The 25,363-nt window shown below is 62.2% G+C and carries 22 protein-coding genes and 2 tRNA genes; 11 read left to right on the top strand and 13 right to left on the bottom strand.

Annotated elements, in window-relative coordinates:
* Nucleotides 1-44 precede the first annotated feature (44 nt).
* Both GH663_RS06565 and GH663_RS06560 read left to right on the top strand, forming a co-directional pair.
* Nucleotides 45-2,207: a DctP family TRAP transporter solute-binding subunit gene (locus GH663_RS06565; RefSeq protein ID WP_153130862.1), complete on the top strand. Its 2,163-nt coding sequence runs from the start codon at nt 45-47 to the stop codon at nt 2,205-2,207.
* A gap of 6 nt (nt 2,208-2,213) precedes the next feature.
* Nucleotides 2,214-5,303: a response regulator gene (locus tag GH663_RS06560; RefSeq protein ID WP_153130861.1), complete on the top strand. Its 3,090-nt coding sequence runs from the start codon at nt 2,214-2,216 to the stop codon at nt 5,301-5,303.
* Nucleotides 5,304-5,368: 65 nt separating this feature from the next.
* Here GH663_RS06560 and GH663_RS06555 read toward each other — a convergent pair whose 3' ends face one another.
* Nucleotides 5,369-5,776 carry an FKBP-type peptidyl-prolyl cis-trans isomerase gene (locus GH663_RS06555; RefSeq protein WP_153130860.1) on the bottom strand — a complete coding sequence of 136 codons (408 nt, stop codon included), beginning with the start codon at nt 5,774-5,776 and terminating at the stop codon, nt 5,369-5,371.
* 229 nt (nt 5,777-6,005) lie between these two features.
* On the opposite strand from GH663_RS06555, the gene GH663_RS06550 reads away from it, so the two are divergent.
* From GH663_RS06550 to GH663_RS06520, 7 genes are all read left to right on the top strand, one after another.
* Nucleotides 6,006-6,389 (top strand): antitoxin Xre/MbcA/ParS toxin-binding domain-containing protein, encoded by a 384-nt coding sequence (locus GH663_RS06550; RefSeq protein ID WP_153130859.1) that lies wholly within the window; start codon nt 6,006-6,008, stop codon nt 6,387-6,389.
* Complete coding sequence (locus GH663_RS06545) at nt 6,349-7,080, top strand: RES family NAD+ phosphorylase (protein ID WP_153130858.1); 732 nt, start codon at nt 6,349-6,351, stop codon at nt 7,078-7,080. Before GH663_RS06550 ends, GH663_RS06545 begins: the two co-directional genes overlap by 41 nt.
* A 91-nt stretch (nt 7,081-7,171) precedes the next feature.
* A complete protein-coding gene (locus GH663_RS06540) occupies nt 7,172-7,579 on the top strand; it encodes a DUF1924 domain-containing protein (RefSeq protein ID WP_246181517.1) in 408 nt (135 codons plus the stop codon).
* A gap of 1 nt (nt 7,580) precedes the next feature.
* The gene (locus tag GH663_RS06535) at nt 7,581-8,042 is read left to right on the top strand and encodes a diheme cytochrome c (RefSeq protein ID WP_153130857.1); all 462 of its coding nucleotides are present in this window, start codon (nt 7,581-7,583) and stop codon (nt 8,040-8,042) included.
* Nucleotides 8,043-8,045: 3 nt separating this feature from the next.
* The gene (locus GH663_RS06530) at nt 8,046-8,651 is read left to right on the top strand and encodes a cytochrome b/b6 domain-containing protein (protein WP_153130856.1); all 606 of its coding nucleotides are present in this window, start codon (nt 8,046-8,048) and stop codon (nt 8,649-8,651) included.
* A 13-nt stretch (nt 8,652-8,664) separates the two neighbouring features.
* Complete coding sequence (locus GH663_RS06525) at nt 8,665-9,321, top strand: response regulator (protein WP_153130855.1); 657 nt, start codon at nt 8,665-8,667, stop codon at nt 9,319-9,321.
* Entirely contained in the window at nt 9,318-10,658 is a 1,341-nt protein-coding gene (locus tag GH663_RS06520) for an ATP-binding protein (protein ID WP_153130854.1), read from the top strand. Before GH663_RS06525 ends, GH663_RS06520 begins: the two co-directional genes overlap by 4 nt.
* Before the next feature lie 50 nt (nt 10,659-10,708).
* On the opposite strand, the gene GH663_RS06515 is transcribed toward GH663_RS06520, so the two are convergent.
* From GH663_RS06515 to GH663_RS06460, 12 genes are all read right to left on the bottom strand, one after another.
* Nucleotides 10,709-11,989 (bottom strand): OmpP1/FadL family transporter, encoded by a 1,281-nt coding sequence (locus GH663_RS06515; protein ID WP_153130853.1) that lies wholly within the window; start codon nt 11,987-11,989, stop codon nt 10,709-10,711.
* Between the two features lie 137 nt (nt 11,990-12,126).
* Nucleotides 12,127-14,037 (bottom strand): 3-hydroxyacyl-CoA dehydrogenase NAD-binding domain-containing protein, encoded by a 1,911-nt coding sequence (locus GH663_RS06510; RefSeq protein WP_153131150.1) that lies wholly within the window; start codon nt 14,035-14,037, stop codon nt 12,127-12,129.
* Between the two features lie 12 nt (nt 14,038-14,049).
* A complete protein-coding gene (locus GH663_RS06505) occupies nt 14,050-14,994 on the bottom strand; it encodes a DegV family protein (RefSeq protein ID WP_153130852.1) in 945 nt (314 codons plus the stop codon).
* Between the two features lie 2 nt (nt 14,995-14,996).
* On the bottom strand, nt 14,997-16,307 hold the full coding sequence (locus GH663_RS06500; RefSeq protein ID WP_153130851.1) for an acetyl-CoA C-acetyltransferase: 1,311 nt from the start codon (nt 16,305-16,307) through the stop codon (nt 14,997-14,999).
* Nucleotides 16,289-18,643, bottom strand: a complete 2,355-nt coding sequence (locus GH663_RS06495) for an acyl-CoA dehydrogenase (protein WP_153130850.1) — start codon at nt 18,641-18,643, stop codon at nt 16,289-16,291. Before GH663_RS06495 ends, GH663_RS06500 begins: the two co-directional genes overlap by 19 nt.
* Nucleotides 18,644-18,685: 42 nt before the next feature.
* Nucleotides 18,686-19,369, bottom strand: a complete 684-nt coding sequence (locus tag GH663_RS06490; RefSeq protein ID WP_153130849.1) for a TetR/AcrR family transcriptional regulator — start codon at nt 19,367-19,369, stop codon at nt 18,686-18,688.
* Nucleotides 19,370-19,441: 72 nt separating this feature from the next.
* A complete protein-coding gene (locus GH663_RS06485; protein WP_246181516.1) occupies nt 19,442-21,700 on the bottom strand; it encodes a putative bifunctional diguanylate cyclase/phosphodiesterase in 2,259 nt (752 codons plus the stop codon).
* A 149-nt stretch (nt 21,701-21,849) separates the two neighbouring features.
* Entirely contained in the window at nt 21,850-22,380 is a 531-nt protein-coding gene (locus tag GH663_RS06480) for a dihydrofolate reductase (RefSeq protein WP_153130847.1), read from the bottom strand.
* Nucleotides 22,359-22,742, bottom strand: a complete 384-nt coding sequence (locus GH663_RS06475; RefSeq protein WP_157651251.1) for a dihydroneopterin aldolase — start codon at nt 22,740-22,742, stop codon at nt 22,359-22,361. Before GH663_RS06475 ends, GH663_RS06480 begins: the two co-directional genes overlap by 22 nt.
* A 132-nt stretch (nt 22,743-22,874) precedes the next feature.
* The gene (locus tag GH663_RS06470; protein WP_066882396.1) at nt 22,875-23,291 is read right to left on the bottom strand and encodes a hypothetical protein; all 417 of its coding nucleotides are present in this window, start codon (nt 23,289-23,291) and stop codon (nt 22,875-22,877) included.
* Between the two features lie 28 nt (nt 23,292-23,319).
* A complete protein-coding gene (locus tag GH663_RS06465; protein WP_153130845.1) occupies nt 23,320-23,634 on the bottom strand; it encodes a hypothetical protein in 315 nt (104 codons plus the stop codon).
* Between the two features lie 22 nt (nt 23,635-23,656).
* Nucleotides 23,657-23,731 (bottom strand) — tRNA-Val (locus GH663_RS06460).
* Between the two features lie 97 nt (nt 23,732-23,828).
* On the opposite strand from GH663_RS06460, the gene gltX reads away from it, so the two are divergent.
* Nucleotides 23,829-25,223 carry a glutamate--tRNA ligase gene (gltX, locus tag GH663_RS06455; protein ID WP_153130844.1) on the top strand — a complete coding sequence of 465 codons (1,395 nt, stop codon included), beginning with the start codon at nt 23,829-23,831 and terminating at the stop codon, nt 25,221-25,223.
* Between the two features lie 64 nt (nt 25,224-25,287).
* Nucleotides 25,288-25,363 (top strand) — tRNA-Ala (locus GH663_RS06450).

Raw genomic sequence — 25,363 nt, 5'->3', positions numbered from 1 at the left:
GAAGACGCTTGAAAATGATTACAATTTTCATCGACTGATTTGCCATGAATAAACTCCCCCCCAGAACGATCGCGATTGTTTGCCTGTTGTTGGCAAGCGTTCTGCTGTCAATCTGGTGGCTAGGTCGTGGCAGCACGCTACCGGCCGCCAGCGCGGAGCATCCCGCCCCCCAGGATGCACCGGCCCGTCAACTGCGCCTCGGTCTGAATATCGCTGCGGACAGCGCCCTGCACGCCGCGGCGCTGAAATTTTCCGAAGCAGTTGAAACGCGCAGCAAGGGCAAACTCAAGATTGCGGTATTTCCCGACCAGCAACTCGGCAGCGATGACCAGATGCTGGAGATGGCGCGCAACGGCACGCTCGATCTGCTACTGACGCCGACCGCCAAGCTCAGCTCGGCGATTCCGGCCATGCAGTACGCCGACCTGCCGTTCTACTTCGCCGGTCGCGAAGAGCTTTACACCATGCTCGATGGCGAGCCAGGACAAATACTGCTCTCGAAACTCAATGCTATCGACCTGATCGGCCTGACCTTCTGGGAAAACGGCTTCAAGCAATTCACCGCCAACACGCCGATTCGCAAGCCGCAGGACTTCGCCAGGCTGCGCATCCGCACCATGAAAAGTCCGCTGATTGCGGATCAGTTCTCCTCGCTGGGCGCCCAGCCGATTCCGATCGACTTTCATGCCACCTACAAGGCGCTGGCCGACGGGGCCGTCGACGGCCAGGAGAATCCGCTGGTCGCCATCCACGGCATGCGCCTGCATGAGGTCCAGAAACACCTGACGATTTCCAACCACGCCTACCTCGGCTATGTCTTTTCCGCCAGCAAGCGCGTCTTCGAAACGCTGTCGCCCGAGTTACGGGAAATCATCCACAGCACGGCCCGCGAACTGACGCTCTGGGAACGCCAGGAAACCGCTCGCCGCGAGATCGATTTCATCGAAAAGATCCGCGCCGCCGGGGTCGAGATCTACACGCTGTCACCCGAAGAACGTCAGCGTTTCCGGGTTGCCATGGCACCGGTTGCCGACAAGTTCGCCTTTGCCGTCGGTTATGACCTGCTGGCCAAGACCGAGGAGTTGCGCTTTGCCCAAATGGCGCCGCGTGAAAATGATTCCTACGTGATCGGCCTCGATGCCGACTTGTCCACCGGCGGCGCCCAGGCCGGCGGTGCGATCTACCGGGGCATGCAACTGGCGGTCGAAGAAATTAACCAGAAAGGTGGCCTGCTCGGCAAACCACTGCGCATAATCGCCCTCGACCACGGCGCCAACCCGCAGATCGGACGGCAGAATCTCGAACGCCTGGCGCAAATGCCGTCGCTGCTCGCCGTCATGGGCGGCATGCATACCGCGGTCATTACCGACGAACTGAGCGAAATACATCGTCTGAAACTGCCCTACCTGATTCCCTGGGCAGCCGGACAGGGCTTGATCAATCACCAATATCGACCAAGCTACACATTCCGCGTTTCGATCAATGACGGGCAGGTTGCCCCGTTTCTACTTGAACGAGCCGTGAAAATGGAGGGCCATGTTGCCGTCCTGCTCGAGCGCTCGGCCTGGGGCCGCAGCAACGAGGCAGCCTTGCAAGCGCTGATTGCCAAACTGCCGGCCGGCAAAGTCGAACTTGTCTGGCTCGATGCCGGCGATCCAAACATCAACAGCACGATAGACGCCCTGGTCAGCAACGGTCTGGGCGCCCTGGTCATGGTCGCCAACCCGCTGGAATCGCGCATCATCATTCAGGCCATGGCCCGGCAGGCCAAGCCGGTGCCCATTTTTTCGCACTGGGGGCTGACCGGGGGGGACTTCTTTACCCCGATGCATACAGCCCTGCAAAACGTGGACCTGCGTTTTGTCCAATCCATCCTGATCGGCGAGGGACGTGCCCACCCGAAACTCGGAAATTTTTTGGCGCGCTATCGCGAACGCTACAGTCTGGCCCCGGATGCCGTGGTCCCGTCGCCGATCGGCAGCGTTCACGCCTACGATCTGACCCATCTGTTTGCCCGCGCCGTCAGCCAGGCCAAATCCGCTGACCGGCAGGCCATTCGCAACGCGCTGGAAAGCCTGCCCCGCCATAACGGCGTCCTGCGTGACTACAATCCGCCGTTCAGCGCCGAGCAGCACGATGCGCTCGACCGCAACCTCTTGTATCTGGCTCGCTTCAACGATCACGGCCACATTGTCCTTGCCGAATAAGCCATTTTGAAACTCGATTACTTTACGCGCAGCGTTCGCCGCCGGATCACCTGGGCCTTCGGCCTGTTCGTTGCCCTGTCGATGGCGACGGTGGCGGTGACGGTCGGCTTTCGCCTTTACGCGACGATCAGCACCAACCTGACCCATGAACTGGAGGAACGGGCGCGGCAGGATGCTCGACTGCTGTTGCAGCGGATCGATTATCTGCTCGAGAGCGCCACCGTCCTCGTCAAGAATCCGCTCGTCGTCAATGGCTTGAACGACGCCCAGGGCCGGCAGACCTACCTGCCGGACATCATCCGGAACTTCCGCGAGGGACGCGACGTTCATGCCGTCGCCTTGGTCGGCTATGACGGCAAGCCGGTCTACTCGACGCTTGAAACCCTGCCTACCTACGCCGACTCGGCCGAACTGCGCAGCGCGCTGGCCAACGGGGTGGTCAGCTATATCGTCGATGTCGCGCATGGCCAGTGGGTCGTTTTTGTCCCGGTCAGTTACTACAGCACAACGCAGGGTGCCCTGGTCGTGGTTTACGATCTCGGTGCAGTGGCCCGGCGGGTCCTGTCCTCCGATTCGATGATCGGCTATCGCCTGAAGGCCGGGGAAAAATCCCTGTACGAGCACCAGTCCGGCAGTCCAGCCGACATGGTCACCGCACAGCACCCCCTGAACAGCGGCGCCCAGGGCTTCCTGACCGGCCTGAACCTGCAACTCGAAGTTTCGGCGCCCCGCCAGCACTATCTCGAACCAGCGCGTAGCGCCATCCGCGATGTGGCGTTGCTCGGCCTGTTGCTTACTTTGGCAGCGATCGCCATTGCGCACTGGATCGGCTTTTCCATTTCACGTCCGATCCTGACCCTGCGCCGGCGCGTCGCCGAAGCCGATGGCAGCCCGGAAAAACGCTGTGCCCCGCTCGGCACCGATGACGAACTGGAAGACCTCGCGAAAAACTTCGACCAGCGCACGCAGGAGTTGCGCAATATCCAGATTCATCTTGAGGACCTGGTTGCGCAAAGAACCCGGGAACTGGAGCAGGCCAAGGTGGCGGCCGAGGATGCCAGCCGCTTCAAGAGCAGTTTCCTGGCCAACATGAGTCACGAAATTCGCACCCCGATGAACGCCATCATCGGGCTGACCCACCTGATCCGGCGGGCGGCGGTCGATCGCCGCCAGATTGAACAGCTCAACCGGGTGACACAGGCCGCCCAGCATTTACTCGGCATCATCAACGACATTCTCGATTTTTCGAAGATCGAAGAGGGCAAGCTGAGTATCGAGCATAACGACTTCGAGTTGGACAGGGTCTTCCAGAATCTCAACGATCTGATCGGTGATCGCGCCGCGGAAAAAAGGCTGGAGATCGTTAACCGCATCGATCCGGCCATTCCTGCCCTCCTCCGCGGCGACCGCCTGCGCCTTGGCCAGGTACTGGTCAATTTCGCCAGCAATGCAATCAAGTTCACCGAAGCCGGCAGTATCATTTTCCGCGTCCGCCTGCTGAGCCAGGACGAAACGACGCTGACGCTGCGCTTCGAAGTCAGCGACAGCGGGATCGGACTCAGCGAGGAACAACAGGAACGCCTGTTTCAGGCCTTTGAACAGGCCGATGCCTCGACGACGCGGCGCTTTGGCGGCACCGGGCTCGGCCTTGCCATCAGCAAGCGCCTGGTCGAACTGATGGGCGGCCGGATCGGCGTCGACAGCACGCTCGGCCAGGGCAGTACATTCTGGTTCGAGCTGCCACTGCAAAGAGCGGCGGCAGCTACAACAGTAGCGCGCAGCCTGACCTTGCCGCGTGGCCTCCGCGTGCTGGTCGTTGACGATGTCGTCGATGCGCGCGTGGCGCTGGAAGACATGCTGCTTTCCTTTTCCGCCCGGGTCAGGACGGCCGAATCCGGGGAACAGGCGATCGCGGCCATGCACGAGGCGATGGCGACGGGCCAGCCATTCGATCTGGTGATGATGGACTGGGCCATGCCGGGCATGGACGGTATCGAAACCAGCCGCCGCATCCTCGGCCTCGGCCCCCAGCCCGCCCCGAAGATCATTCTTGCCACCGCCTATGGCGGCGAGTGGTCGGCCGAGCAACTGGCGGCGATTGGTATCGCTGCCCAGTTGAACAAACCGGTAACGCCCTCGGTACTGCACGACGCCATGCTCGGCGTGCTGTCCGGGCAAAAGCCGTTGGCCCCCGCCCCCGCCGCCGATTCGCCGGCCGCGCTCGACCTTTCGCCGCTGCGGGGAAGAAACATCCTGCTGGCGGAGGACAATCCGATCAACCGCGAGGTTGCACTTGAATTGCTCGAGGAAACCGGGCTTAGGGTGGATGTTGCAGTCGATGGCCAGGAAGCCTTCGAGAAAGCAACCAAGACTGCCTACGACCTGATCCTGATGGATGTCCAGATGCCCAATCTCGATGGTCTGGAGGCGACCCGAAAACTACGGACGCTGCCCGAACGGCGCGCCGTCCCTATTCTGGCAATGACCGCCAATGCCTTTGACGAAGACAAGCAGGCCTGCCTGGAAGCCGGCATGAATGACCATGTCCCGAAACCGGTCGATCCGGACCATCTGTTCCGTACCCTGCTGCAGTGGATGCCGGCCCAGACTCAGCCTGCCGCCTTGCATGAGTCTCCGACCGGCCTTCAGGATAACGGGAACGATGAACAGCTACGCCAGCAATTGGCGCGAATCGATGGTCTGGATTTGGGCATCGGTCTGCACGCCATGCGGGGCAAATTGCCGGTCTATCTGCGCCTGCTTGGCATGTTTGCCGACAACCACGATGGCGAGGCCGAGGTCATCAAAGCCGCCCTGGCGCGCGGCCAACTCGACGAAGTGCAGCGCTACGCCCATTCGCTCAAGGGCAGCGCCGGCAGTCTCGGTTTGCAGAACATACAGAGAATTGCTGCGGCGATTGAATTGCCGCTCAAACAAAATGCCCCCGAGGCGAGCCTCCTGGTTCAGGAAGCGCTCGAAGAACTGGCGCAGGAACTACCCAAGCTGACCAATCATTTGCACCGATTGTTGCGGACATCGCAGGCGCCGCAGGCTGCGGCAGGCGTCCGCGTGCCGGACGAGGCGAGCGTTAGCTGAGTCGCTTCAATAGCAGACCGACGGCAAGCATGGCCGCCGGTCTGCTTCTCAAATCATTTCGCCGGTCAGCGCATGACCTTGAGCAGTTCGACCTCGAAGGTCAGCGTCGCATTCGGCGGCACGGCTGAGCCGGCGCCACGCGAGCCATAGGCGATCTCGGGCGGACAGGTCAGCTTGGCCTTGCCGCCTTCGCGCATTTTGGCGACGCCTTCAGTCCAGCAGGGAATGACGCGATTGAGCGGGAAAGTGGCCGGCTGGCCGCGCTTGTAGGAACTGTCGAACTCGCTGCCATTGGCCAGCGTGCCACGGTAGTGCACCTGAACGCTGGCTTGCGGCGAAGCCTGTTCGCCGGTGCCGTCCTTCAGGGATTCATAAACCAGGCCCGACGGGGTCTTCTCCGGCGCACCGGCCTGGGCACCAGCCGAGGCGAAAGCGACCAGTCCGGTCAGTACGATTTTCTTCCACAATGCCATTGCTCTCTCCATCGCTTGCGCGAATATATTGATCAAGGCCGGAAAACTACCGGGAAGCGGCCCGCCGGGCAAGTCTCCTGCGGTAAACAGCCTGACGAAGGCAAAAATGGCCGGTCACCGGTGAGGCCCGAAACGGGTTTGCCTAAGCCCCGGCAAAAATTAATTCAAAACAACAAAACATGGCAATATTTATTCTGTAGAATTAATTAACCATTCAGGGGAAACTGATATGCCCACTGCCCTGCAAAGCAACCCGCTCTCCGAGCGCTCCCGCGTTCTCTCGACCGCCGTGGTCGAAGCGGCGAAGCGCCTTGAGCTGGGCTCTACCGAGTTGAATGCGATCATCGGCACCAGTCAGCCATCGGCATCGCGCCTGCTCAACGGCAAATACTTCATTGCCGAAGGCAGCAAGACCTGGGAACTGGCCGCGCATTTCATCCGCCTTTACCGCTCCATATCGTCGCTGGTCGGCGGTAACGACGAACTGGCCCGCAACTGGCTGAAGTCCGCCAATCAGGCCTTCGACAACCGCCATCCGCTCGAACTCGTCAAACGCGTCGATGGTCTGCTGCATGTCTGTGAATACCTGGACGCCCACCGCGCTCGCGTCTGAGGCCAGGCCCTGGCTGGGCAGCGGCTGGCGGGCGGTCGAAGCCCAGCACCGTGTGGCGACCATGACACTGGTGCACGGCAGGTTGGACGACCAGTCCTTGCTCGAAGACATTCTCGAAGAAGCAAAACCGCGTCTGCCGGCTGCCACCGCAGGTCTGCACTGGCTGCTCGCCACGCCGTTCCGCTACTGGCCCAAGCCGCCGGCCGGCTCCCGCTTTCGGGCGCGGACCGATCCCGGCGTCTTCTACGGCGCCGAGGAACAGAAAACCGCCTGTGCCGAATGCGGCTACTGGCGGCTGCGTTTCTGGATGGACAGCGAGGGCCTGGCCGGCAAGGAAGCGGCGATCCCGATCACGCTGTTCGAATTCCATGGCGCGACGCCGGCCGCCCTCGACCTCAGCCGCCCGCCGCTGGACGCCGACCGCCAGGACTGGACCGATCCGGCGGATTACACGGCCACCCAGCAACTGGCCAGCCTTGCCCGCCAGGCCGGGGTTGAACTGATCCGTTACCAGTCGGTGCGCCACGCCGACGGCCACTGTCTGGCCATCCTGTCACCCGAGGTGTTCAAGGGCGTCGAAGCAGCCTTCCGGAACCGCCAGCACACGTGGACGCTGTGGATCAAGCCGCCCAAGCTGACCATCTGGCAGCGCGAACTAACCCGCGAAAGCTGGGTTTTCGAGTACGCCTGAGCCGCCTTAATCGTCCCTTAAGTTTCGCCTAATTCCTGCTTAAGACTCGCTCTCTACACTCGTCTCCATCAACACAACAAGGAGAACGAAGATGATGCGAGCCCTCCCCGCTCTCGGCCTGCTGCTGGTCAGCCTCGCCGGTCACGCCGAAACGCCCCAGCAGATCCGCCAGATTTACACTAACGAAGCAGCCACCCAGCAGCCCGGCTTCACGCCCTCTGCCAAACGCGGCGAAAACCTGTTCCGTCAGCGCTTTGCACTCAACGACAAGATGCCGGCCTGCACCAGTTGCCATACCGAGCAACCCGCCAACAGCGGCCAGCATGCCGTCACCGGCAAAAGCATCCGGCCACTGGCCGTTGCCGCCAATGGCGAACGTTTCAGCGACCCGGCCAAGGTCGAAAAGTGGTTTGGCCGCAACTGCAAGGAAGTCGTCGGCCGGGCCTGCACACCGGGTGAAAAGGCCGATTTCATCGCCTTCATGAGCGAGGTGCGCTGAGATGAAAGCGCTCATCACCCTTGCCCTGCTCGCCTTTGCGCTGCCGGCACTGGCCGACCGCCTGCCCTTGCCCGGCGACACCCCGGCCAGCTACCGGGCCGAATGCGGCAGCTGCCACCTTGCCTATCCACCGGCCTTGCTCTCGGCCAGGGACTGGCAACGCACCCTGGGCAGCCTGGAGCAGCATTTCGGCAGCGATGCTGCGGTCGACTCCCTCAAAAGGCAGGAAATCAGCGCCTTTCTCCAGCGCCATGCCGGCGATGCCGGCAAGCTGGGCAGCGCCGGCGAGCCGCCGCGCATCTCGCAGACACCGCGCTTTGTCCGGCATCACCGTGAAGTACCGGCCAAATTCTGGCGCGACCCGCGGGTCAAATCGGCGGCCAATTGCGAAGCCTGCCATCGCGGCGCCGCCGACGGCCGCTACAGCGAACACGACATCGCCCTGCCCGAACTGCGGAGATAATCCATGCAAAAAATACTCGTCTGGGACTGGCCGGTTCGCCTCGGCCACTGGCTGATGGTTGGTGGTTTCTGCCTGGCCTGGTTGACCTCTGAAAGCGAAAGCCTGCGGCTGCTCCATGTCATCAGCGGCGGCACCGTGCTTGCCGTCTGCGCTTTCCGGCTGCCCTGGGGCTTCATCGGCAGCCGCTACGCCCGCTTCGTCGATTTCGTACGTGGCCCGAGCAGCGTCAAGGCCTATCTGCTCAGCCTGCTCCGCCTCGAACCGTCTCACCATGTCGGCCATAACCCGGCCGGCGGCTGGGCCATCGTGCTCCTGCTCGGCCTCGGCATCGTCACCGGGCTGGCCGGCTGGGCAATCTACAACGACTTCGGCGGCCATCCGCTGGAAGAACTGCATGAAGGCCTGGCCGCGACGATGCTGACCGTCGTCGTCATCCATCTCGCCGGCGTCGCCTCCGGCAGCCTGCTACACGGCGAAAACCTGGTGCGCGCCATGATCACCGGCCGCAAGAACGGGCAGCCCGGCGAGGCCATTGCCTCGGCCCGCCCGCTCGCCGCCATCCTGCTGCTGGTCTGGGTGGCCGCCGCCGGCTGGTGGATTGCAAGCTGATAGAATCCAAGCCATGCGCATCCTGCTTGTCGAAGACGATCCCCAGCTTGGCGATGGCCTGACCGTCGGCCTCCGCCAGGCCGGCTTTGCGGTCGACTGGGTCAAGGACGGCAATGCCGCCGACCACGCCCTGCATGCCGAAAGCTTCGACCTGGTCGTCCTCGACCTCGGCCTGCCCCGCCTGTCCGGCATGGACGTGCTGAGCCGTGCCCGCCAACGCGGCCAGGCGATGCCCATCCTCATCCTGACCGCCCGCGATGCAACCGGCGACAAGGTCTCCGGCCTCGATGCCGGGGCCGACGACTACCTGGTCAAGCCGATCGACCTCGACGAACTGACCGCACGCATCCGCGCCCTGGCCCGGCGCAGCGCCGGCCGCGCCGCCCCGCTGCTGACGCACGGCGATCTGACCCTCGACCCGGCAGCCCATATCGTGACGCTGGCCGGCCAGCCGGTCGAACTGTCGAGTCGGGAATTTTCGCTACTCCAGATGCTGCTCGAAAACACCGGCCGCGTGCTGAGTCGGACCCAGCTCGAACAATCGCTCTACGGCTGGCGCGACGAGCCCGACAGCAACGCGCTCGAAGTCCATATCCACCACCTGCGCAAGAAGCTGGGCAGCGACCTGATCCGCACGCTGCGCGGCGTCGGCTACACGATCGCCAAGTGAATACCGTCTGGTTCTCGCTGCGCCGCCGCCTGCTCAGCCTGCTGCTCGGCGGCGTCGCCGCGGCCTGGCTGGTGACCATGATCTTCAGCTACATCGACGCCCACCACGAGGTCGATGAACTGTTCGATGCCCAACTCGCCCAGGCCGCGCAGACCTTGCTCGCCCTGGCCAGCCACGACGAAGGCGAGGATATCGAAGATCTCGGCGACGTCGCCCACAAATACCAGCGCCGCCTGCGCTGCCAGATCTGGCGGGCCGACGGCAAGCTGCTGATGCGCTCGAATAATGCCCCGGAAACGGCGTTGACCGCAGCCGACGGCTTTTCCGAAACGCGCGGCGACGACGGCCACTGGCGGCACTACAGCCAGTGGAACAGCGAACGCAGCCTGCAGGTCCAGGTCAGCGAAAACCACCACATCCGCGACGACCTGATCGGCCACATCGCCTGGCGCCTGCTCTTCCCCGCCCTCTTCGGCCTGCCGCTGATCGGTCTCTGGGTCTGGCTCGCCACCCGCCAGGGCCTGGCCTCGCTGGGCGGCGTCGCCGCCCAGATCGCCAGCCGCGACCCGCAACAATTGCAGGCCGTGTCGCCGCCCTCCGCCCCTGAAGAAATCCGGCCGATGCTGGAGGCCCTGAACGGCCTTTTCCAGCGCGTCGAAACGGCCCTCGAAACCGAGCGCCGGTTCACCGCCGATGCCGCCCACGAACTGCGCACGCCGCTCGCCGCGCTGCAGGCCCAGTTGCAGGTAGCGCTAAGGGCCCGCGACAGCGACGAACGCGACCGCTCGCTACAGCAGTTGCAAAGCGGCCTCAGCCGCGCCTCGCACCTGGTCGACCAGATGCTGCAACTGGCCCGCCTCGACCCGGAATCCGGCCTGCCCGACCCGCAGCCGGTCGACCTCGGCCGGCTGGCTGAATCCGTCTGCGCCGAACTGGGCACGCTGATTCTCGACAAGAACATCGATTTCGACTTCGCGGCCGACAGCAACTGCACGGTCACCGGTCAGGCCGAATGGCTGCGCGTGCTGATCCGCAACCTGATCGACAACGCCATCCGCTACACCCCGCACGACGGCCGGGTCCGCGTCGGCATCAACCGAGACAACGGCCGCTGCGTACTCAGCGTCAGCGACAGCGGCCCGGGCATTCCACCGGAAGAAAGAGCCTCCGTGCTGCGCCGCTTCCACCGCCTCAACCACACCGACCAGCCGGGCAGCGGCCTCGGCCTGGCCATCGTCGCACGGATTGCCGAACTGCACGGGGCCCGGCTGGAACTGGATCAGGCAGTGCCGCCGCCCGGCTTGCTGGTCAAGGCGAGCTGGACAGCCAGGGCATAAAAAAACCCCGGACTGGCCGGGGTTGAAATGACGCAAGGAAGCTTGTTCGTTCAGAAGGCCATCGACAACTGGCCGCCGAAGATCCAGGCGCTGTCTTCGTAGGTGCCGGTGACGCGGCCACGGCCCTGGGCGATCTGGTTGTTGTCGATCTTGGCATCCTTCAGGTAAAGATAGGTGGCGCCGACATCGAGCGTTGTCGACTTGGTGGCCTTCCACTGCGCGCCGGCCGAGAACCAGGTACGGTTGTTATCCGGCAGCGAAACCAAGCGGGTCGCCGCATCCCTGACCGGCGTCTGGTCGTAGGCGATACCGCCCTTCAAGGCCCAGTCACTGCTCAGCTTGTAGTTGGCGCCCAGCGCGACGCGCCAGGTGTCGCGGAATTCGGTATCCAGCACCTGGGCATTGGTACCCGCGGCAAACAGGCCGTTTCTGGTCGCCGAAGCGCGAATCACGTCAACCTTGGGAATGCTGCTCCAGCCCGTCCATGACACGTCGCCCAGCAACTCCCACTTGTCGGAGAGGGCATGCGTCAAGCTCATGACGAAAGTATCGGGCAGCGTGATGTCGGCCTTGGCATCGGAACTGTTTGACGCCAAAGTGCCACTGATCTCGATCTTGCCAGTTGTTTCGTACTTCATCTTGGAGCGATAGGAAACGCCCAGCTTGGTAGTCGGTGCCAGCTTGAACAGGGCACCGATGTTCCAGCCCCAGGAATCATCTTCCAGCGTAAGCTTGAGCGGCGAGTTCACACCGGATGCAGTCACTGCGGTCAGCCGGCGGTAATCGGCTTCCAGGTGCTGCCAGTTCAGGCCGCCGCCGATGGAGACGACATCGTTGATCCGATAGGCAATCGACGGGTTGATATTGATCGTCTTGATATCGAAATGCGTCGATTGGGCGGCACCGACCCAGCGATCGTCGTACTTGGTCCGCATGCCGAACGGTGCGCCGATGCCCAGACCGAGATAGAGATCCTTGCTCACAGCCCAGGAGACGTAGCCGTTCGGGATCAGGCCGAGATCGCCGCCATCGCCACCATTGCCGCTATTGGCCAGGGCACCGAGGCCGGTGGACCCTTCGTTGTTGTATTTGAAGCTGGTATTGACTGCCGTCAGGCCGCCCGACACCTCGATGTTCTGCAATTGCGTCATGCCGGCCGGGTTGTAGTAGATCGTGCTGGCGTTATCAGCTACTGCTGCTGAACCGGCATAGGCGTTACCAAGACCACTCGCATTCTGCTCCAGCAGCTGGAAACCGGCCGCGCTGGCAGTACCGGAAAAAGCAACTGCGATGAGCGCTGGAATCAGGCGCGGGGTGATGATTTTTTGCATTGGTTTGTCTCCTGTTTTGTTTATGTTTGGGAAAGAATTCCCATTACTGCTGCCGCCATTAAATCTCAAACAAACGTTTGAAATACTGTTTTATTTACACAATTTGACCGTCTTGTTGCAAAGAAACAACAGCTCGATTATTTATTTTTGCGAAAGTTGAGCGGCCCACCGGTAAAGGGGGCAAAACCGGTGCCAAAAATCACGCCGGCGTCGGCCAGATCGGCATCGGCAACGATGCTGTCGGCCACCAATTGTTCGACCCGGTCGATCAGTGGCTTGACCAGACGCTCGGCCAGACCCGCCGGCACGGCACCGGCACTGCCCTTTTTCGCCTTGCCGTCTGCCCAGGCGTAGAAGCCCTGAGCGGACTTCTTGCCGAGCTGGTTCTTCTCGACCCGCGCCAACAGGCAGCGCGGCGCAGCGGCCCCGCCGGCCAGTTGCTGGCCGGCCGCCAGCGCGATATCGAGGCCGACGGTATCGACCAGTTCGATCGGCCCCATCGGCATACCGAAGGCGAGCATCGCTTCATCGACGGTTTCCGGCGAAATTCCCTCGTCGACCGCACGCATCGCGGCCAGCATGTAGGGGGCGAGCACCGCATTGACCAGGAAGCCCGGCGCGCTCTTGACCGGCAGCGGCAGCTTGTCGATCTGCCTCACAAAGGCGCAGGCGGCCTGCACGGCATCGGGGTCCGCCCCCTCGGCCTCGACTACTTCGACCAGCGGCATCATTGCCACCGGGTTGAAGAAGTGGATGCCGACCAGGCGTTCCGGCTGTTGCAGCACCGTCCGCAAGTCTTCCAGCTTCAGGCTGGAGGTATTGGTGGCGAGCACCGCCCCCGGCTTCAGCCGCGGCTCCAGCGCCTTGAACAGCGCATGCTTGGCCTCGACATTCTCGAAAATCGCCTCGATCACCACATCGGCATGGGCGACGCCATCGCCGTTGACGTCGGGAATCAGGCGGTCGAAAGCGGCCCGTGCCTTGAGCGGGTCGCGCAGGCGGCGCGTGAATAGCTTGTTGGCACGCTGCAAGGCCGGCCCCATGCGTTCCAGGCTCTGATCCTGCAGTGTCACGGTCATGCCGCGCAGGGCGCACCAGGCAGCGATATCGCCGCCCATGACGCCGGCTCCGATGACATGCACACGCCGGGCCGAGAATTCCGAAGCCTTGCCGAAGCCTTTCAGCCGCTCCTGCAGGAAGAAGACGCGGACCAGATTGCGCGCCGTCGGCGAACTGATGATGCGGTCGATGATGGCCGGCGCGGCCAGCGCATTGCCATTATGTTTCTGCCAGATATCGATGATGGCGTAGGGGGCCGGGTAATGTTCCGGCCGCGCCTTCTTCGCTACTTGTTTACGGGCGCCATTGGCGACGACGGCCTTGAGCGGCCCGTTGAGCAGGCGCTGCAGCGCCGGTAAGGGGCGCCGGGGCTGGCCGGAGAGCAGCAGTTGCCGCGCCGCCGGCTCCATGACCCGAGGCGGCACGCATTCATCGGCCAGCCCCATGCGCTTGGCCCGTTTGGCGTCGAGGCTCTTGCCGGTCAGCATCATGTCGAGCGCCGCCGCCGGGCCAACCCGTTGCGGCAGGCGCAGCATGCCGCCCCAGCCCGGGAAGATGCCGAGCATGACTTCCGGCAGGCCCATTTTGGTCGCCGGCTCGTCGACCGCCAGCAGGTAGCGGCAGGCCAGGGCCAGTTCGAGACCGCCGCCCAGGCAATGGCCGCGGATTATGGCCAATGTTGGGTAGTCGACCGCAGCCAGACGGTTGAACAGCTGCCAGCCCCGCTCGACCAATGCCCGCCCCTTTTCCGGCGTGTCGAGCTGAGTGAATTCCTCGATATCGGCCCCGGCGATGAAGCCGGCTGCCTTGCCGGAGCGGAAGATCAGCCCTTTTGGCGGCTGCTGGTCGAAACCATCGAGGATCTGCGCCAGTTCCGCCATCACGGCGACCGACAGCGAATTGGCCGACTCGCCGGCCTTGTCCAGGATGGCGGTGGCGACACCTTCGGCATCGCGCTCGACCCGCCAGTGTTGAAGATTGAGAGTCATCATGTGCTTTCTTTAATGCGGACGATGGCCGCTGGCGGCAAAGGCCAACGACAGGGCGCCCGGCCCGACGTTGACCGCGGCCGTCTTGCTCATCGGCGAAACGAGAATTTGGACGCCCTGCTCCGCCGCGGCCTGGATCAGCCGGGCATAGCCGGGCAGATTGACCACCGCGCCCGGTGCCCCGCCGTAGCTGATGCAGACATGCGGCGCATCGAGTCCGTCGCGGATGCGCTTGGCCGCCTTGGTGAACAGTTGCTCGACGCCGGTTTCGAAGCCGCGCACCTTGTCGACCGTGGTCGTCTGGTCGCAATGGCAATGCAGGATCGGTTTGACATCCAGCCATGAACCGAGCGTGTAGGAACCCCAACTGAGGCTGGTATCGCCTTTCTTGGAGGCACGTTTGTAGATGTGAAACAGGTCAGCCGGCACCAGGTAGGTATGCGTCTGATCGACCAGATGGCGCAGGCGGGCGCCGATCTCGCTCGGCGAACCGCCAGCCCGGATCAGGCGCACGGCTTCGGCCACCGGCACGGCCTGGCCGGTAAACAGGTTGCGCGTCGACAGCACGGCCAGCCCGAAACGCTCCGGCACGCCGGCGGCACGGCGAATGGCCTTGTACTGGGTGAGGATGGCGCGCGACGCCTGCATCGCATGATTGAAGATCGGACTGCGCGTGCTGGTGATGGTCAGACAGAAGACATAGTCGAAATCGAGGACCAGCCGTTCGAGGAACAGCTGTTCGATCTGCTGTACCGAATATGGAATCGACTCGGCAAAATCCTCACCTTTCCGGTCCAGATGGCGGGCATAGAAGGCCTGGGTTTCCTCGGGATCGCGCCGATCCTCGATCAGCAGGTCGCCGATGCGCAGCGTGATCGGCATGACCAGCACGCCGTTGGCGGCGAGAAAATCCCTCGGCAAATCGCAGGCCGAATCAACCACAATACCGATCCGCATGTTCAGCTTTCGGCTTCGAGCAGCATGGCGCCGCCCAGGCCGCCACCGATACAGATGGTCGCAATGCCGCGTTTGGCCTTTTGCCGGCGCAGCACATGCAACAGATGCAGCACGATGCGCGCCCCAGAAGCGCCGACCGGATGGCCGATGGCCACCGCCCCGCCATCGACATTCAGCTTGTTCTCGTCGATGGCGCCGAGTGCTGCCGGCAGGCCTAGCTGCTCGCGACAGTACTCGTCGGATTGCCAGGCCGCCTGGCAGCCCATGACCTGGGCCGCAAACGCCTCGTTCAGCTCCCAGGCATCGATATCATTCAGCCCCAGGCCATGGCGCTGCAGGATGGGCGTCGAGGCATGCACCGGGCCGAGGCCCATCTGCGCCGGATCGAGGCCGGACCACTGGCTATCGACGATTTTGCCGAGCGGCTTCAGATTCCATTTCTTGACCGCTTCTTCCGAAGCGAGAATCAGCCAGGCGGCGCCATCGGTAATCTGCGAACTGTTGGCGGCGGTGATGTTGCCGTATTTCTTGTCGAAGAAGGGTTTCAGCTTGGCCATGCCGGCCATGCTGGCATCGGCCCGCACCCCGTCGTCTTCGGCGTACACCTTGCCGGCGCCATCGACCAGCGGCACGATTTCGCCAAGATGACCGGCCTGGCGGCCGGCCAGCGCCCGCTGGTGGCTGCGCACGGCGAATTCGTCCATCTGCTGGCGCGTGATGCCGAACTTCCAGGCGAGGTTTTCGGCCGTTTGCCCCATCAGCAGGCCGACCACCGGATCGGTCAGGCCTTTCATCAGGCCGATCACCGGCGACAGCAAGGCGCTCGGCTTCAGCTTCAGGAAATGCCCGAGCTTCTGGCCGGCTGTCCGCATGCTCATCATGCCGGCGAACCAGCGCACCATGGTGTCCGAATACAAAAGCGGCGCCCGCGACAGGGCATCGACGCCGCCGGCCAGCACCAGTTCGGCCCGACCGCACTGGATGTTGGCAATCGCCGAATCGAGCGCCTGCATGCCGGAAGCGCAGTTGCGCATCACCGTCCAGCCCGGCACCTTCTCGCCGCAGCCAAGACGTAGCGCCACCATGCGGCCGATATTGGTTTCGTCCGGCGACGGCGCGGCGCAACCGAGAATGACCTCGTCGAGATCGGAAGGCTCGAAAGGCTGGCGCAGCAACAGCGCCCGCCCGGCCTGCGTTGCCAGGTCGGACGCCGCGAACGGCCCCGGCCCTTTCTGCGCCTTCAAAAACGGCGTCCGGGCGCCGTCGACCACATAGATCGTCCTGCCGCCCATGTTCAGGCCGCCATCCGGCATTCGGCCGGCTTGTTGGCGGTCGCCACGTTGTAGTCGAAGGGAAAATCATCGACATGGACCACGATGTCGCGCAGATGATTGCGCCGCTTCATGACCTCGAATTCGGCCGGCGAAATGACGCCCGCCTCGAAAGCGACGAAGGCAATATCGCGGACATTGGCCAGCGGGTTGTTGTCGAAACGACCATCCTTTTCGGCGGCACGAATCTTCGCCTCGATGGCTTCGGCTTCCAGCGTCGCCTTCAGCGCCAACTCGATGGCCCCGACCGGCTCGCTCTCGACCAGCGGCAGATAGCATTCGGCGGTCAGGCGATCGCGGGTGGCCGACGGCGAAATCAGCGACTTGGCGACCTGATGGCCGACATCGTCGGATGGCACGACATACGGGTGACCCCACGGGAAGATCGAGCGGTGCAGGAAGGCGGCGATGAAACGCACCGGGAAGTTGGCGATGACACCGTCGAACGCCTGTTGCGCCTTGTACATCGCATCCCAGATCGCCCAGTGGGCGAGCGGCGCATCGGCAGCCTGGCGCCCCTCTTCCTCGTAACGCTTCAAGGTGCAGGAAATCAGGTACATCTGGGCCAGGATGTCGCCGAGACGGGCCGACAGTTTTTCCCGGCGCTTGACGCTGCCGCCGAGCACCAGCAGGGAGATGTCGGCCATGAAGGCGAAGGCCGCCGAGAAGCGCGTCAATTGCTGGTAGTAGCGCTTCATTTCCGGTGCCGTATCGACGTTGACCGCAGCAAAGTGCGAACCGGTCATCCCCAGCCACAGCGCACGCAAACCGTTCTTGATGGTGAAGCCGATATGGCCGAACAGCGCCTTGTCGAAATCGGCCAGGCCTTTCTTCTGATCCGGATTCTGCGCCGCCTGCATTTCCGGCAGCAGATACGGATGGCAGCGGATGGCGCCCTGGCCGAAGATGATCAGCGAACGGGTCAGGATGTTGGCACCTTCGACAGTGATGCCGATCGGCACCTGCTGGTAGGCACGGCCGAGGAAATTCGATGGGCCAAGGCAGATGCCCTTGCCGCCGATGACGTCCATGCCATCGTTAACAACTTGGCGGGCCCGTTCGGTGACGTGGTATTTGGCGATGGCCGAGACCACCGACGGCTTCTCGCCGAGATCGACAGCGCCGGCCGTCATCTTGCGCACGGCGTCCATCATGTAGGTGTAGGCGCCGATCCGGGTCAGCGCTTCCTCGACGCCTTCGAACTTGCCAACTGCCATCTTGAACTGGCTGCGGACGCGGGCATAACCGCCGACGGCACGCGCCGTCATCTGCGCCATGCCGGTATTGGAAGACGGCAGCGAGATCGAGCGGCCGGCGGCGAGGCACTCCATCAGCATGCGCCAGCCCTGGCCGGCCATCTTCGGCCCGCCGATGATGAAATCGAGCGGCATGAAGACTTCCTTGCCGCGCGTCGGGCCATTCATGAACATGGCGTTGAGCGGGAAGTGGCGGCGGCCGGTATCGACGCCCGGGTGGTCGTAAGGAACCAGGGCGCAGGTGATGCCGATGTGCTTCTTGTCGCCGAGCAGGCCTTCCGGATCATAGAGGTGGAAGGCAAGGCCGAACACCGTGCACACCGGGGCCAGCGTGATGTAGCGCTTGTCCCACGAGACGCGCATGCCGATCACTTCCTTGCCTTGCCACAAGCCCTTGCAGATCACGCCGCTATCGGGAATCGACGCCGCATCGGAACCGGCCCACGGGCTGGTCAGCGCGAAGGCCGGCACCTCGATGCCCTTGGCCAGGCGCGGCAGGTAATGGTTCTTCTGCGCCTCGGTACCGTAGTGCAGCAGCAGTTCGGCTGGGCCCAACGAGTTCGGCACCATCACCGAGACCGACAGCGCCGAAGAGCGGGTCGACAGCTTGGTCACCACTTGCGAATGGGCGTAGGCCGAGAATTCGAGGCCGCCGTACTTCTTCGGGATGATCATGCCGAGGAAGCCTTTGTCCTTGATGTAGCGCCAGGCCTCGCTCGGCAGGTCGTACAGTTCGTGCGTGACTTTCCAGTCATCGACCAGGCGGCAGGCCTCCTCGCATTCGTTGTCGAGGAAGGACTGCTCGGCCGGCGTCAGCTTTGGCTGCGGGTAGGCATGCAGCTTCTGCCAGTCCGGCTTGCCGCGGAACAGTTCGCCTTCCCACCAGACGGTGCCGGCTTCCAGCGCATCGCGCTCGGTGTCCGACATCTGCGGCAATACCTTTCGGTAGGTGGAAAAAATGGGCCGGGTGATCAGCGCCCGGCGTAGCGGCCGGACGATGAGCAACCCGGCCAAAGCCACCAGGGTGACTAACCCGAGCAGAGGGATGGTGCTGTTGAACATGCTGTTTGTCTCCAATTATGGTTTTTTGGTTTTTGCGGTTTTTCAGAGGTCGACCGTAGGACTCGAAAATTGCGGCAGCGGCGCGCGCAGGCCGCCGAGCAGGAAGGACATCAGGCGCGGCACCAGGCGATCCAGGCGGTCGGTGGCATCCTCCTCCTCGATCTGCCAGTCGGTGACCAGGCGCAAGGCATCGGTCCCGGCAATGGCGTAGGAGGTGGCGCCGAGCATGAAGTGGAAGCGCCAGACGATTTCCGCCTTCGGCACATCGGGCAGCGCCTTGAACAGGGCTTCCTTGTAGCGATCGACCACTTCGGCGTACTCGTGGGCCAGGAAGGTGCGGATGAATTCGGAGGGGTCGGTCAGCGTGCGGCCGAGCAGACGCAGGAAAGTGACGCCACCGCGCTCCTCATCATCGGCCATGCGCAACAAGGTGCCGAAGAAGCCGTCGACAATCTGCGACGGCTTCAACGGCTTGCCCGCCGCTTCGCTTTCCAGCGCATTGAGGACGCGCATCCGTTCGTCGTTCAGCCAATCCAGACGACGGCGGAAGACTTCCTGCATCAACGACTCCTTGGAGCCGAAGTGATAATTCACCGCCGCCAGATTGACGCCGGCGCCGCTGGTAATCTGGCGCATCGACGTGCCTTCGTAGCCATGCGCCATGAAAAGATGTTCAGCCGCATCGAGAATGCGTTCGCGGGTATCGACGGATCGTGCTTCAGCCATGGCATCACCTTATAATTCATACGTTCGTTTGAATCATAGGAAAAACGCCGAGCCGATGCAAGCGATTTTTTCTCAGCCGTTACGCTGGCGGATGAAAGCGATGACTTCGTCGGCCGGCAATGGCCGACTATGCAGAAAACCCTGCACCAGATCGCAGCCCTGAAGACGCAAGTAATCGAACTGCTCCTGCGTTTCCACCCCCTCCGCCACCAGTTTCAGACCAAGGTTATGCGCCAGGCCGATGGTCGCATCGCAGATCACCCAGCTGTCCGGCCCCTGGCCGATTTCCTGGACAAACGAACGATCCAGCTTGAGATGATGAATCGGGAACATGCGCAGATAGCTGAGCGAGGAATAGCCGGTCCCGAAATCATCGATCGCCAGGCCGACGCCCATGGCGTGCAACTGATCAAGAATGCGCACCGTTTCCTCGGGCTGGTGCATGGCCACCGATTCGGTGACCTCGAAGATCAGCGTCGCCGGGTCGAGCCCGAATGCCTCGATCGCCCCCTTGGCCAGAACCGGTAAATTGCCGTTTCGCAACTGCATCGCCGAGATGTTGATGCTCATCTTCAAGCCGGACAAACCGACAGCCTTGAACTCGGCCAGTTGCCGGCAGGCCGTCCAGAACACCCAATCCCCCAACGGCTGAATCAGGCCGGTTTCTTCGGCAATGCCAATGAAACGCCCAGGCGGAATGATGCCCTGCTCCGGATGCAACCAGCGGATCAGCGCTTCGACACCATCCACCCGACCACTCGCCACATCGATCACCGGCTGGAAATGGAGCAGGAACTCGTTGCGGGACAGCGCATGGCGCAGGCTGTGTTCGATCTTCAAACGCTCCAGTGCCGCATCGTTCATCCGCGAATCGAAGAACTGGAAATTGTTTCGCCCGGCCGCCTTGGCGTGGTACATGGCGGCATCGGCGTTTTTCATCAGGGTCTGGCCATCGTCACCATCGATCGGAAAAATGGCGATGCCGATACTCGGCGTCGTATACAGATCGTGGCCTTCAATCACATAGGGGTCGCCGACGCTGAGGATCAGCTTCTCGGCAATCATCGCGGCCGAGCCAGAGTGCTCCATCCCGGTCAGCATGACGACAAATTCGTCGCCGCCCAAGCGTGCCACGACGTCGCTGTCGCGAACGGCTTCGCGCAGGCGCCCGGCAACCGCGATCAGCAATTCATCGCCCACATGATGGCCCAGCGTATCGTTGATCACCTTGAAGCGGTCGAGATCGATGAACAGCAAGGCAACCCGGCCCCCCTCCCGACGCGCTGCGGCGAGCGCCTGCTCCAGCCGACCGGCTAGGCTCAAGCGATTGAGCAGACCGGTCAGCATGTCGTGGTGAGCAATATGCTGCAACTGGGCTTCGGCTTCCCGCTCCGCCGACACATCGGTGAAATGGGCAACGTAGTAGCGAATCCCGTCGTCGTCATCGCGAATCACCGAGACGGACATCCATTTTGGATAGATCCCGCCATCCTTGCGCCGATCCCAGATTTCCCCCTGCCAGAAACCGCGCGCCTGGATTGTCTGCCACATCTCCTGGTACTCCTCGCGCGTTGTCCGTCCTGCCGACAGAAAGCGAGGATTCCGGCCGATCGCCTCAGCCGGCAGATACCCGGTCAGGCGTGAAAAAGCCGGGTTGACCGTGACAATCCTGTTCTCGTGGTCGGTAATCAGGATCGCTTCGCCGCTGTACTGAAAAGCGCTGGCCAGCAACTGCATTTGCGATTCCATCTGGTACTGTCCGGTCACATCCTGCGAGGTGCCAAATACCGTCAGCGGCTTACCGTCCTCGGCAAAACGGGTCTCGCCGGTTTCCATCACATATTTGATCCGGCCATCGGGCATCAGCAGGCGATGTTTCAACTGCAACAGGTGATCCCCGGCAATAGCACTCTGGAAGGTGCTGTCGGCCCGCTCACGCTCGTCCGGATGAACCATGGCAAGGAAATCTTCATAAACCAGATCGGCCTTGGCCGGATCGATTTCGAAAATGCGGCGTTGCTCTTCAGAGCAAACGACCTTCCTCGTCCTGACATCCATTTCCCAACTACCCAGCTGGGCAATACGCTGCGCTGTTTCCAGCTGCTCCTGCTGCTGACGCAAGCGCTCGGCCGCCTGCCGCTCCCGCCGCTGGGCACGGAAAAGGCGGAACAGCACGAGCGCCAGCCCGGCGAACAACAGCAGACTGACGACGGCAATACTGGTCACGCGCTGTTGCCAGGTCGCCAGCAACTCGGCGTAGTTGGCAGTTGCACTCTCCGCCTCGGACCACGCCCCCTCGAAAACCGACCAGAGCACGTAGGCAAGCAGCAAGAAGCCGCCTAGCGTCAAGGCGATAAGTCCGCCCCACAACCGTTGCCCACGTCGGGCGTAATTTTCTGACGCCTGTGCCATCGGCTCTGCCATTTTCGTTTTGACGCAGCCCCGACGATTTTGACTATTCGTCGGCAATTACAATCGCGTTACCCGATTACCTGCGGCACGGATTGCTCATAGCGCAAGAAACGACACAACACATCGCTATCCGTCTTGCGTTCCCGATAGATTTTGCGCTCCTCGCTGACGACTTTCCAGTCTGCCAGCGGAATACTTTCGGGGAACAGGGTATCGCCCTCGAATGCCCTGTCGATACGCGTCAAGTAAAAGTATTTGCAATACGGCCAGGCCGCTTCATAAATCGATGCGCCACCAATCACGAAAACCGGTTTGCCGGTTGCAATCGCCGCCGCAAGCCCCGCCTCGACCGAACTGACACGATGGCAGCCCGGCTTGAGCAGCAAGTCGGGATCGCGACTGACGATGAACGAGTCCTCCGGCACCACCTCCATCGACTCGTAGGTCAGGCGCCCGATCACCAACGCCGCACCGGCTACCGTCGCCTCGAAATAAGCCAGTTCCTCGGGAATATCCCACGGCAGCCAACCGGCCAGACCAAGCATATTGTTACTGGCCACGGCACCAATCGCCGAAATCACCGCTTCGTTTTTTGCCATTGCTCACGCGTCATCGACAAGGAAATCACCGGCGTGCCCTGACCGTTATAAACATGCGGCTTGTGCATCGAAATGAAGGCAGACGTTACCACCGACATGCCGAAAATCGCGTCCATGACTTCCAGAATGCTCGATTCCAGACATTCACAATGCGCATTGCCTTCCAGCTTGCGAATCGCCAGAAAGATCACCTCGTAATCGACCACCTGGCGAATGTCATGCGGATCAGCCACTGCATCCATCGGCGCCCAGGCATCGGCATGCACTATCACCGCCTGCGGACCGTGTTTTTCCAGCGGATTACAACCTGTTCGCAACTGGATGGTCGCATCGACCGACGCGCACCAATGATTGGCTAACACAAACACTCTCCCTTCCCGCCTCTCGTGAAATGACAGGGCGCAACGATACCAGAGCCACCACGGCAAACCGGCGAAAAAAATCGCGGGGCAACATCTCCCGCGATCCGCACAAGCCGGTTCAGGCCAGAGAACTCAGGCGGTCACGCTAAGCAGCGTTCCTGTCGTTTGCCCATCGGCGTTAAGCACCGGTTGGCTGCCGGTCGCTGCGGTAGACACACTTGGTGAAGACGTTTCCGCAGTACCCAGCGCCGACGCCAACTCCGCACGCCATTGATTGAACTGGCTCTGTACCGTATCCATTGAGCGCATTGCCGCCAAATCCATCCTGGCACCACTCGCCTCGCCTTGCGCCTGTTCCGATTGCACCCGCAGCGTACGGGCATTTTCCTGGGCACGATCGGCTGTGGATTGCGCATCACTGGCCTGCGCGCGCAAGGCCCGTGCTTTTTGTTCGGCCTGATCGGCAGTCCGCTGCGCCTGTTGCTGCTGCAACTGCGCCCAGACTCCGCTACTCAGGCCTTGCGAACCGGAAATTGAACCTGTTGCCATTTCACCACCCGATGGCCAATTGGATTGCTCAGGCCGTTACGTTGATCACGGTTCCCGTTTTTTGCCCGTCGCTATTCACCACCGGACGCGGCGCAACCTCCTTGCTTTCGGTGCGCTCTTCCGCCGCCGGCTCGCGTTTCTCAATTTGCTGCGCCTGTCGCGCCGGAGCCGCCTGCACACTGCCGGAGGTACTTGTGCTGGAAGTTACTGAATTAACGTCCATAATCCCCGCTCCCCCAAGAAAGAACTTGTGATTTGACTCTACACCATCACACCAAATCTGCCAGTGGAATTTGCCACGAGCCACATGTTTTTTCGCCCAAAATGCAAAAAGGCCCAGCAAAATGCTGAGCCTATGCAGAATTTGGTGGGCGGTACTGGGTTCGAACCAGTGACCCCTGCCGTGTGAAGGCAGTGCTCTACCACTGAGCTAACCGCCCAAATTCAAGAGGGGCGCATTTGACCATAACTCGGGCGACGAGTCAAACGTGGGTCGGATAGAATAGCGGTCTTTGCTTACGTATCGACTCCGCGCCCATGAAACCTGTTCGCACCCGCTTCGCCCCGAGCCCCACCGGTTATCTTCATATTGGTGGCGCCCGCACCGCACTGTTCTCCTGGGCATTTGCCCGCCGCCATGGCGGCACCTTCATTTTGCGCATTGAGGATACCGATGTCGCACGCTCGACGCCGGAAGCCGTGCAGGCCATTCTTGACGGCATGCAGTGGCTGGGCTTGGAGCATGACGAAGGCCCCTTCTATCAGATGCAGCGGATGGATCGTTACAAGGAAATGATCCAGCAGATGCTGGCCAATGGCACAGCCTATTACTGCTACACCAGCCGCGAGGAGCTGGATGCGCTGCGCGCCGAACAGGAAGCCCGCAAGGAGAAGCCGCGCTATGACGGCCGCTGGCGTCCGGAAGCGGGCAAGGCGCTACCGACCCCGCCGGCTGACGTGCCGCCGGTTGTCCGCTTCAAGAACCCGAAGGATGGCGTCGTTGCCTGGGACGACCAGGTCAAGGGCCGCATCGAATTCGCCAATACGGAACTGGACGACCTGATCATCGCCCGCGCCGACGGCACGCCGACCTACAATTTCTGCGTTTGTGTCGACGACTGGGACATGGGCATCACCCACGTCATTCGCGGCGACGACCACGTCAATAACACGCCCCGCCAGATCAACATCCTACAGGCGCTGGGTGCTGAGATTCCGACCTACGCCCACCTGTCGATGATTCTCGGCGACGATGGCGCCAAGCTCTCGAAGCGCCATGGTGCCGTTTCGGTGATGCAATACGATGAAGATGGCTTCCTGACCGAAGCCGTCATCAACTATCTGGCCCGCCTCGGCTGGTCGCATGGCGATGACGAAGTCTTTTCGCGCGAGCAGTTTGTCGAATGGTTCGACCTTGATCACATCACGGCATCGGCCGCCCAGTTCAACACCGAAAAGCTGCTGTGGCTGAACCAGCATTACATGAAGCAACTGCCGCCGGCCGAACTGGCGGCCAAGATCAAGACCCGCCTCGCCGCCCGCGGCATCGACACCGATGCCGGCCCCGATCTTGAAAAAGCCGTCACCCTGTATGTCGACCGCAGCAATACGCTGAATGTACTGGCCGATGCCGTCGAAGTGTTCTACGCCCACGTCACACCCAACCCGGAACTCCTCGCCCAGCACCTGAGCGACGATGCCCGCCCGGCGCTGGCCGATTTTGCGGCCGGGATCGCCGGCGTCGCCTGGGAAGCGCCCGCCATCAATGCGCTGATCAAGGAAAGCGTGACCAAGCACGGCCTTAAAATGCCCAAGCTGGCGATGCCCTTGCGTGTCATCCTGACCGGACAGGCGCAGACACCGTCAGTCGATGCAGTGATTACGTTAATTGGGCGCGACAAGGTCCTGGCTGCGCTGCAACAAAATATCTAAAAATTCCTGACAGGCCCTTTACAGGGAGAGGGTCGCTCCCTATAATGCGGCCTTCTTTCGCGGCGGGGGTATAGCTCAGCTGGGAGAGCGCTTGCATGGCATGCAAGAGGTCCGCGGTTCGATCCCGCGTACCTCCACCA

The sequence above is a fragment of the Dechloromonas hortensis genome (genome assembly GCF_009469765.1).
Lineage (GTDB): Bacteria > Pseudomonadota > Gammaproteobacteria > Burkholderiales > Rhodocyclaceae > Azonexus > Azonexus hortensis.
Note: the sequence above shows the minus strand (reverse complement) of the source record. Positions and strands in the feature narration are given on the sequence as shown.

Coding starts and splice junctions, on each gene's coding strand:
- GH663_RS06490 (WP_153130849.1), bottom strand. CDS start 19,369: ATGGCTGAAGCACGATCCGTCGATACCCGCGAACGCATTCTCGATGCG.
- GH663_RS06495 (WP_153130850.1), bottom strand. CDS start 18,643: ATGTTCAACAGCACCATCCCTCTGCTCGGGTTAGTCACCCTGGTGGCT.
- GH663_RS06545 (WP_153130858.1), top strand. CDS start 6,349: ATGTCTGTGAATACCTGGACGCCCACCGCGCTCGCGTCTGAGGCCAGG.
- GH663_RS06550 (WP_153130859.1), top strand. CDS start 6,006: ATGCCCACTGCCCTGCAAAGCAACCCGCTCTCCGAGCGCTCCCGCGTT.
- GH663_RS06500 (WP_153130851.1), bottom strand. CDS start 16,307: ATGCCGGATGGCGGCCTGAACATGGGCGGCAGGACGATCTATGTGGTC.
- GH663_RS06535 (WP_153130857.1), top strand. CDS start 7,581: ATGAAAGCGCTCATCACCCTTGCCCTGCTCGCCTTTGCGCTGCCGGCA.
- gltX (WP_153130844.1), top strand. CDS start 23,829: ATGAAACCTGTTCGCACCCGCTTCGCCCCGAGCCCCACCGGTTATCTT.
- GH663_RS06525 (WP_153130855.1), top strand. CDS start 8,665: ATGCGCATCCTGCTTGTCGAAGACGATCCCCAGCTTGGCGATGGCCTG.
- GH663_RS06480 (WP_153130847.1), bottom strand. CDS start 22,380: ATGGCAAAAAACGAAGCGGTGATTTCGGCGATTGGTGCCGTGGCCAGT.
- GH663_RS06540 (WP_246181517.1), top strand. CDS start 7,172: ATGATGCGAGCCCTCCCCGCTCTCGGCCTGCTGCTGGTCAGCCTCGCC.
- GH663_RS06505 (WP_153130852.1), bottom strand. CDS start 14,994: ATGCGGATCGGTATTGTGGTTGATTCGGCCTGCGATTTGCCGAGGGAT.
- GH663_RS06530 (WP_153130856.1), top strand. CDS start 8,046: ATGCAAAAAATACTCGTCTGGGACTGGCCGGTTCGCCTCGGCCACTGG.
- GH663_RS06470 (WP_066882396.1), bottom strand. CDS start 23,291: ATGGCAACAGGTTCAATTTCCGGTTCGCAAGGCCTGAGTAGCGGAGTC.
- GH663_RS06565 (WP_153130862.1), top strand. CDS start 45: ATGAATAAACTCCCCCCCAGAACGATCGCGATTGTTTGCCTGTTGTTG.
- GH663_RS06555 (WP_153130860.1), bottom strand. CDS start 5,776: ATGGCATTGTGGAAGAAAATCGTACTGACCGGACTGGTCGCTTTCGCC.
- GH663_RS06515 (WP_153130853.1), bottom strand. CDS start 11,989: ATGCAAAAAATCATCACCCCGCGCCTGATTCCAGCGCTCATCGCAGTT.
- GH663_RS06510 (WP_153131150.1), bottom strand. CDS start 14,037: ATGACTCTCAATCTTCAACACTGGCGGGTCGAGCGCGATGCCGAAGGT.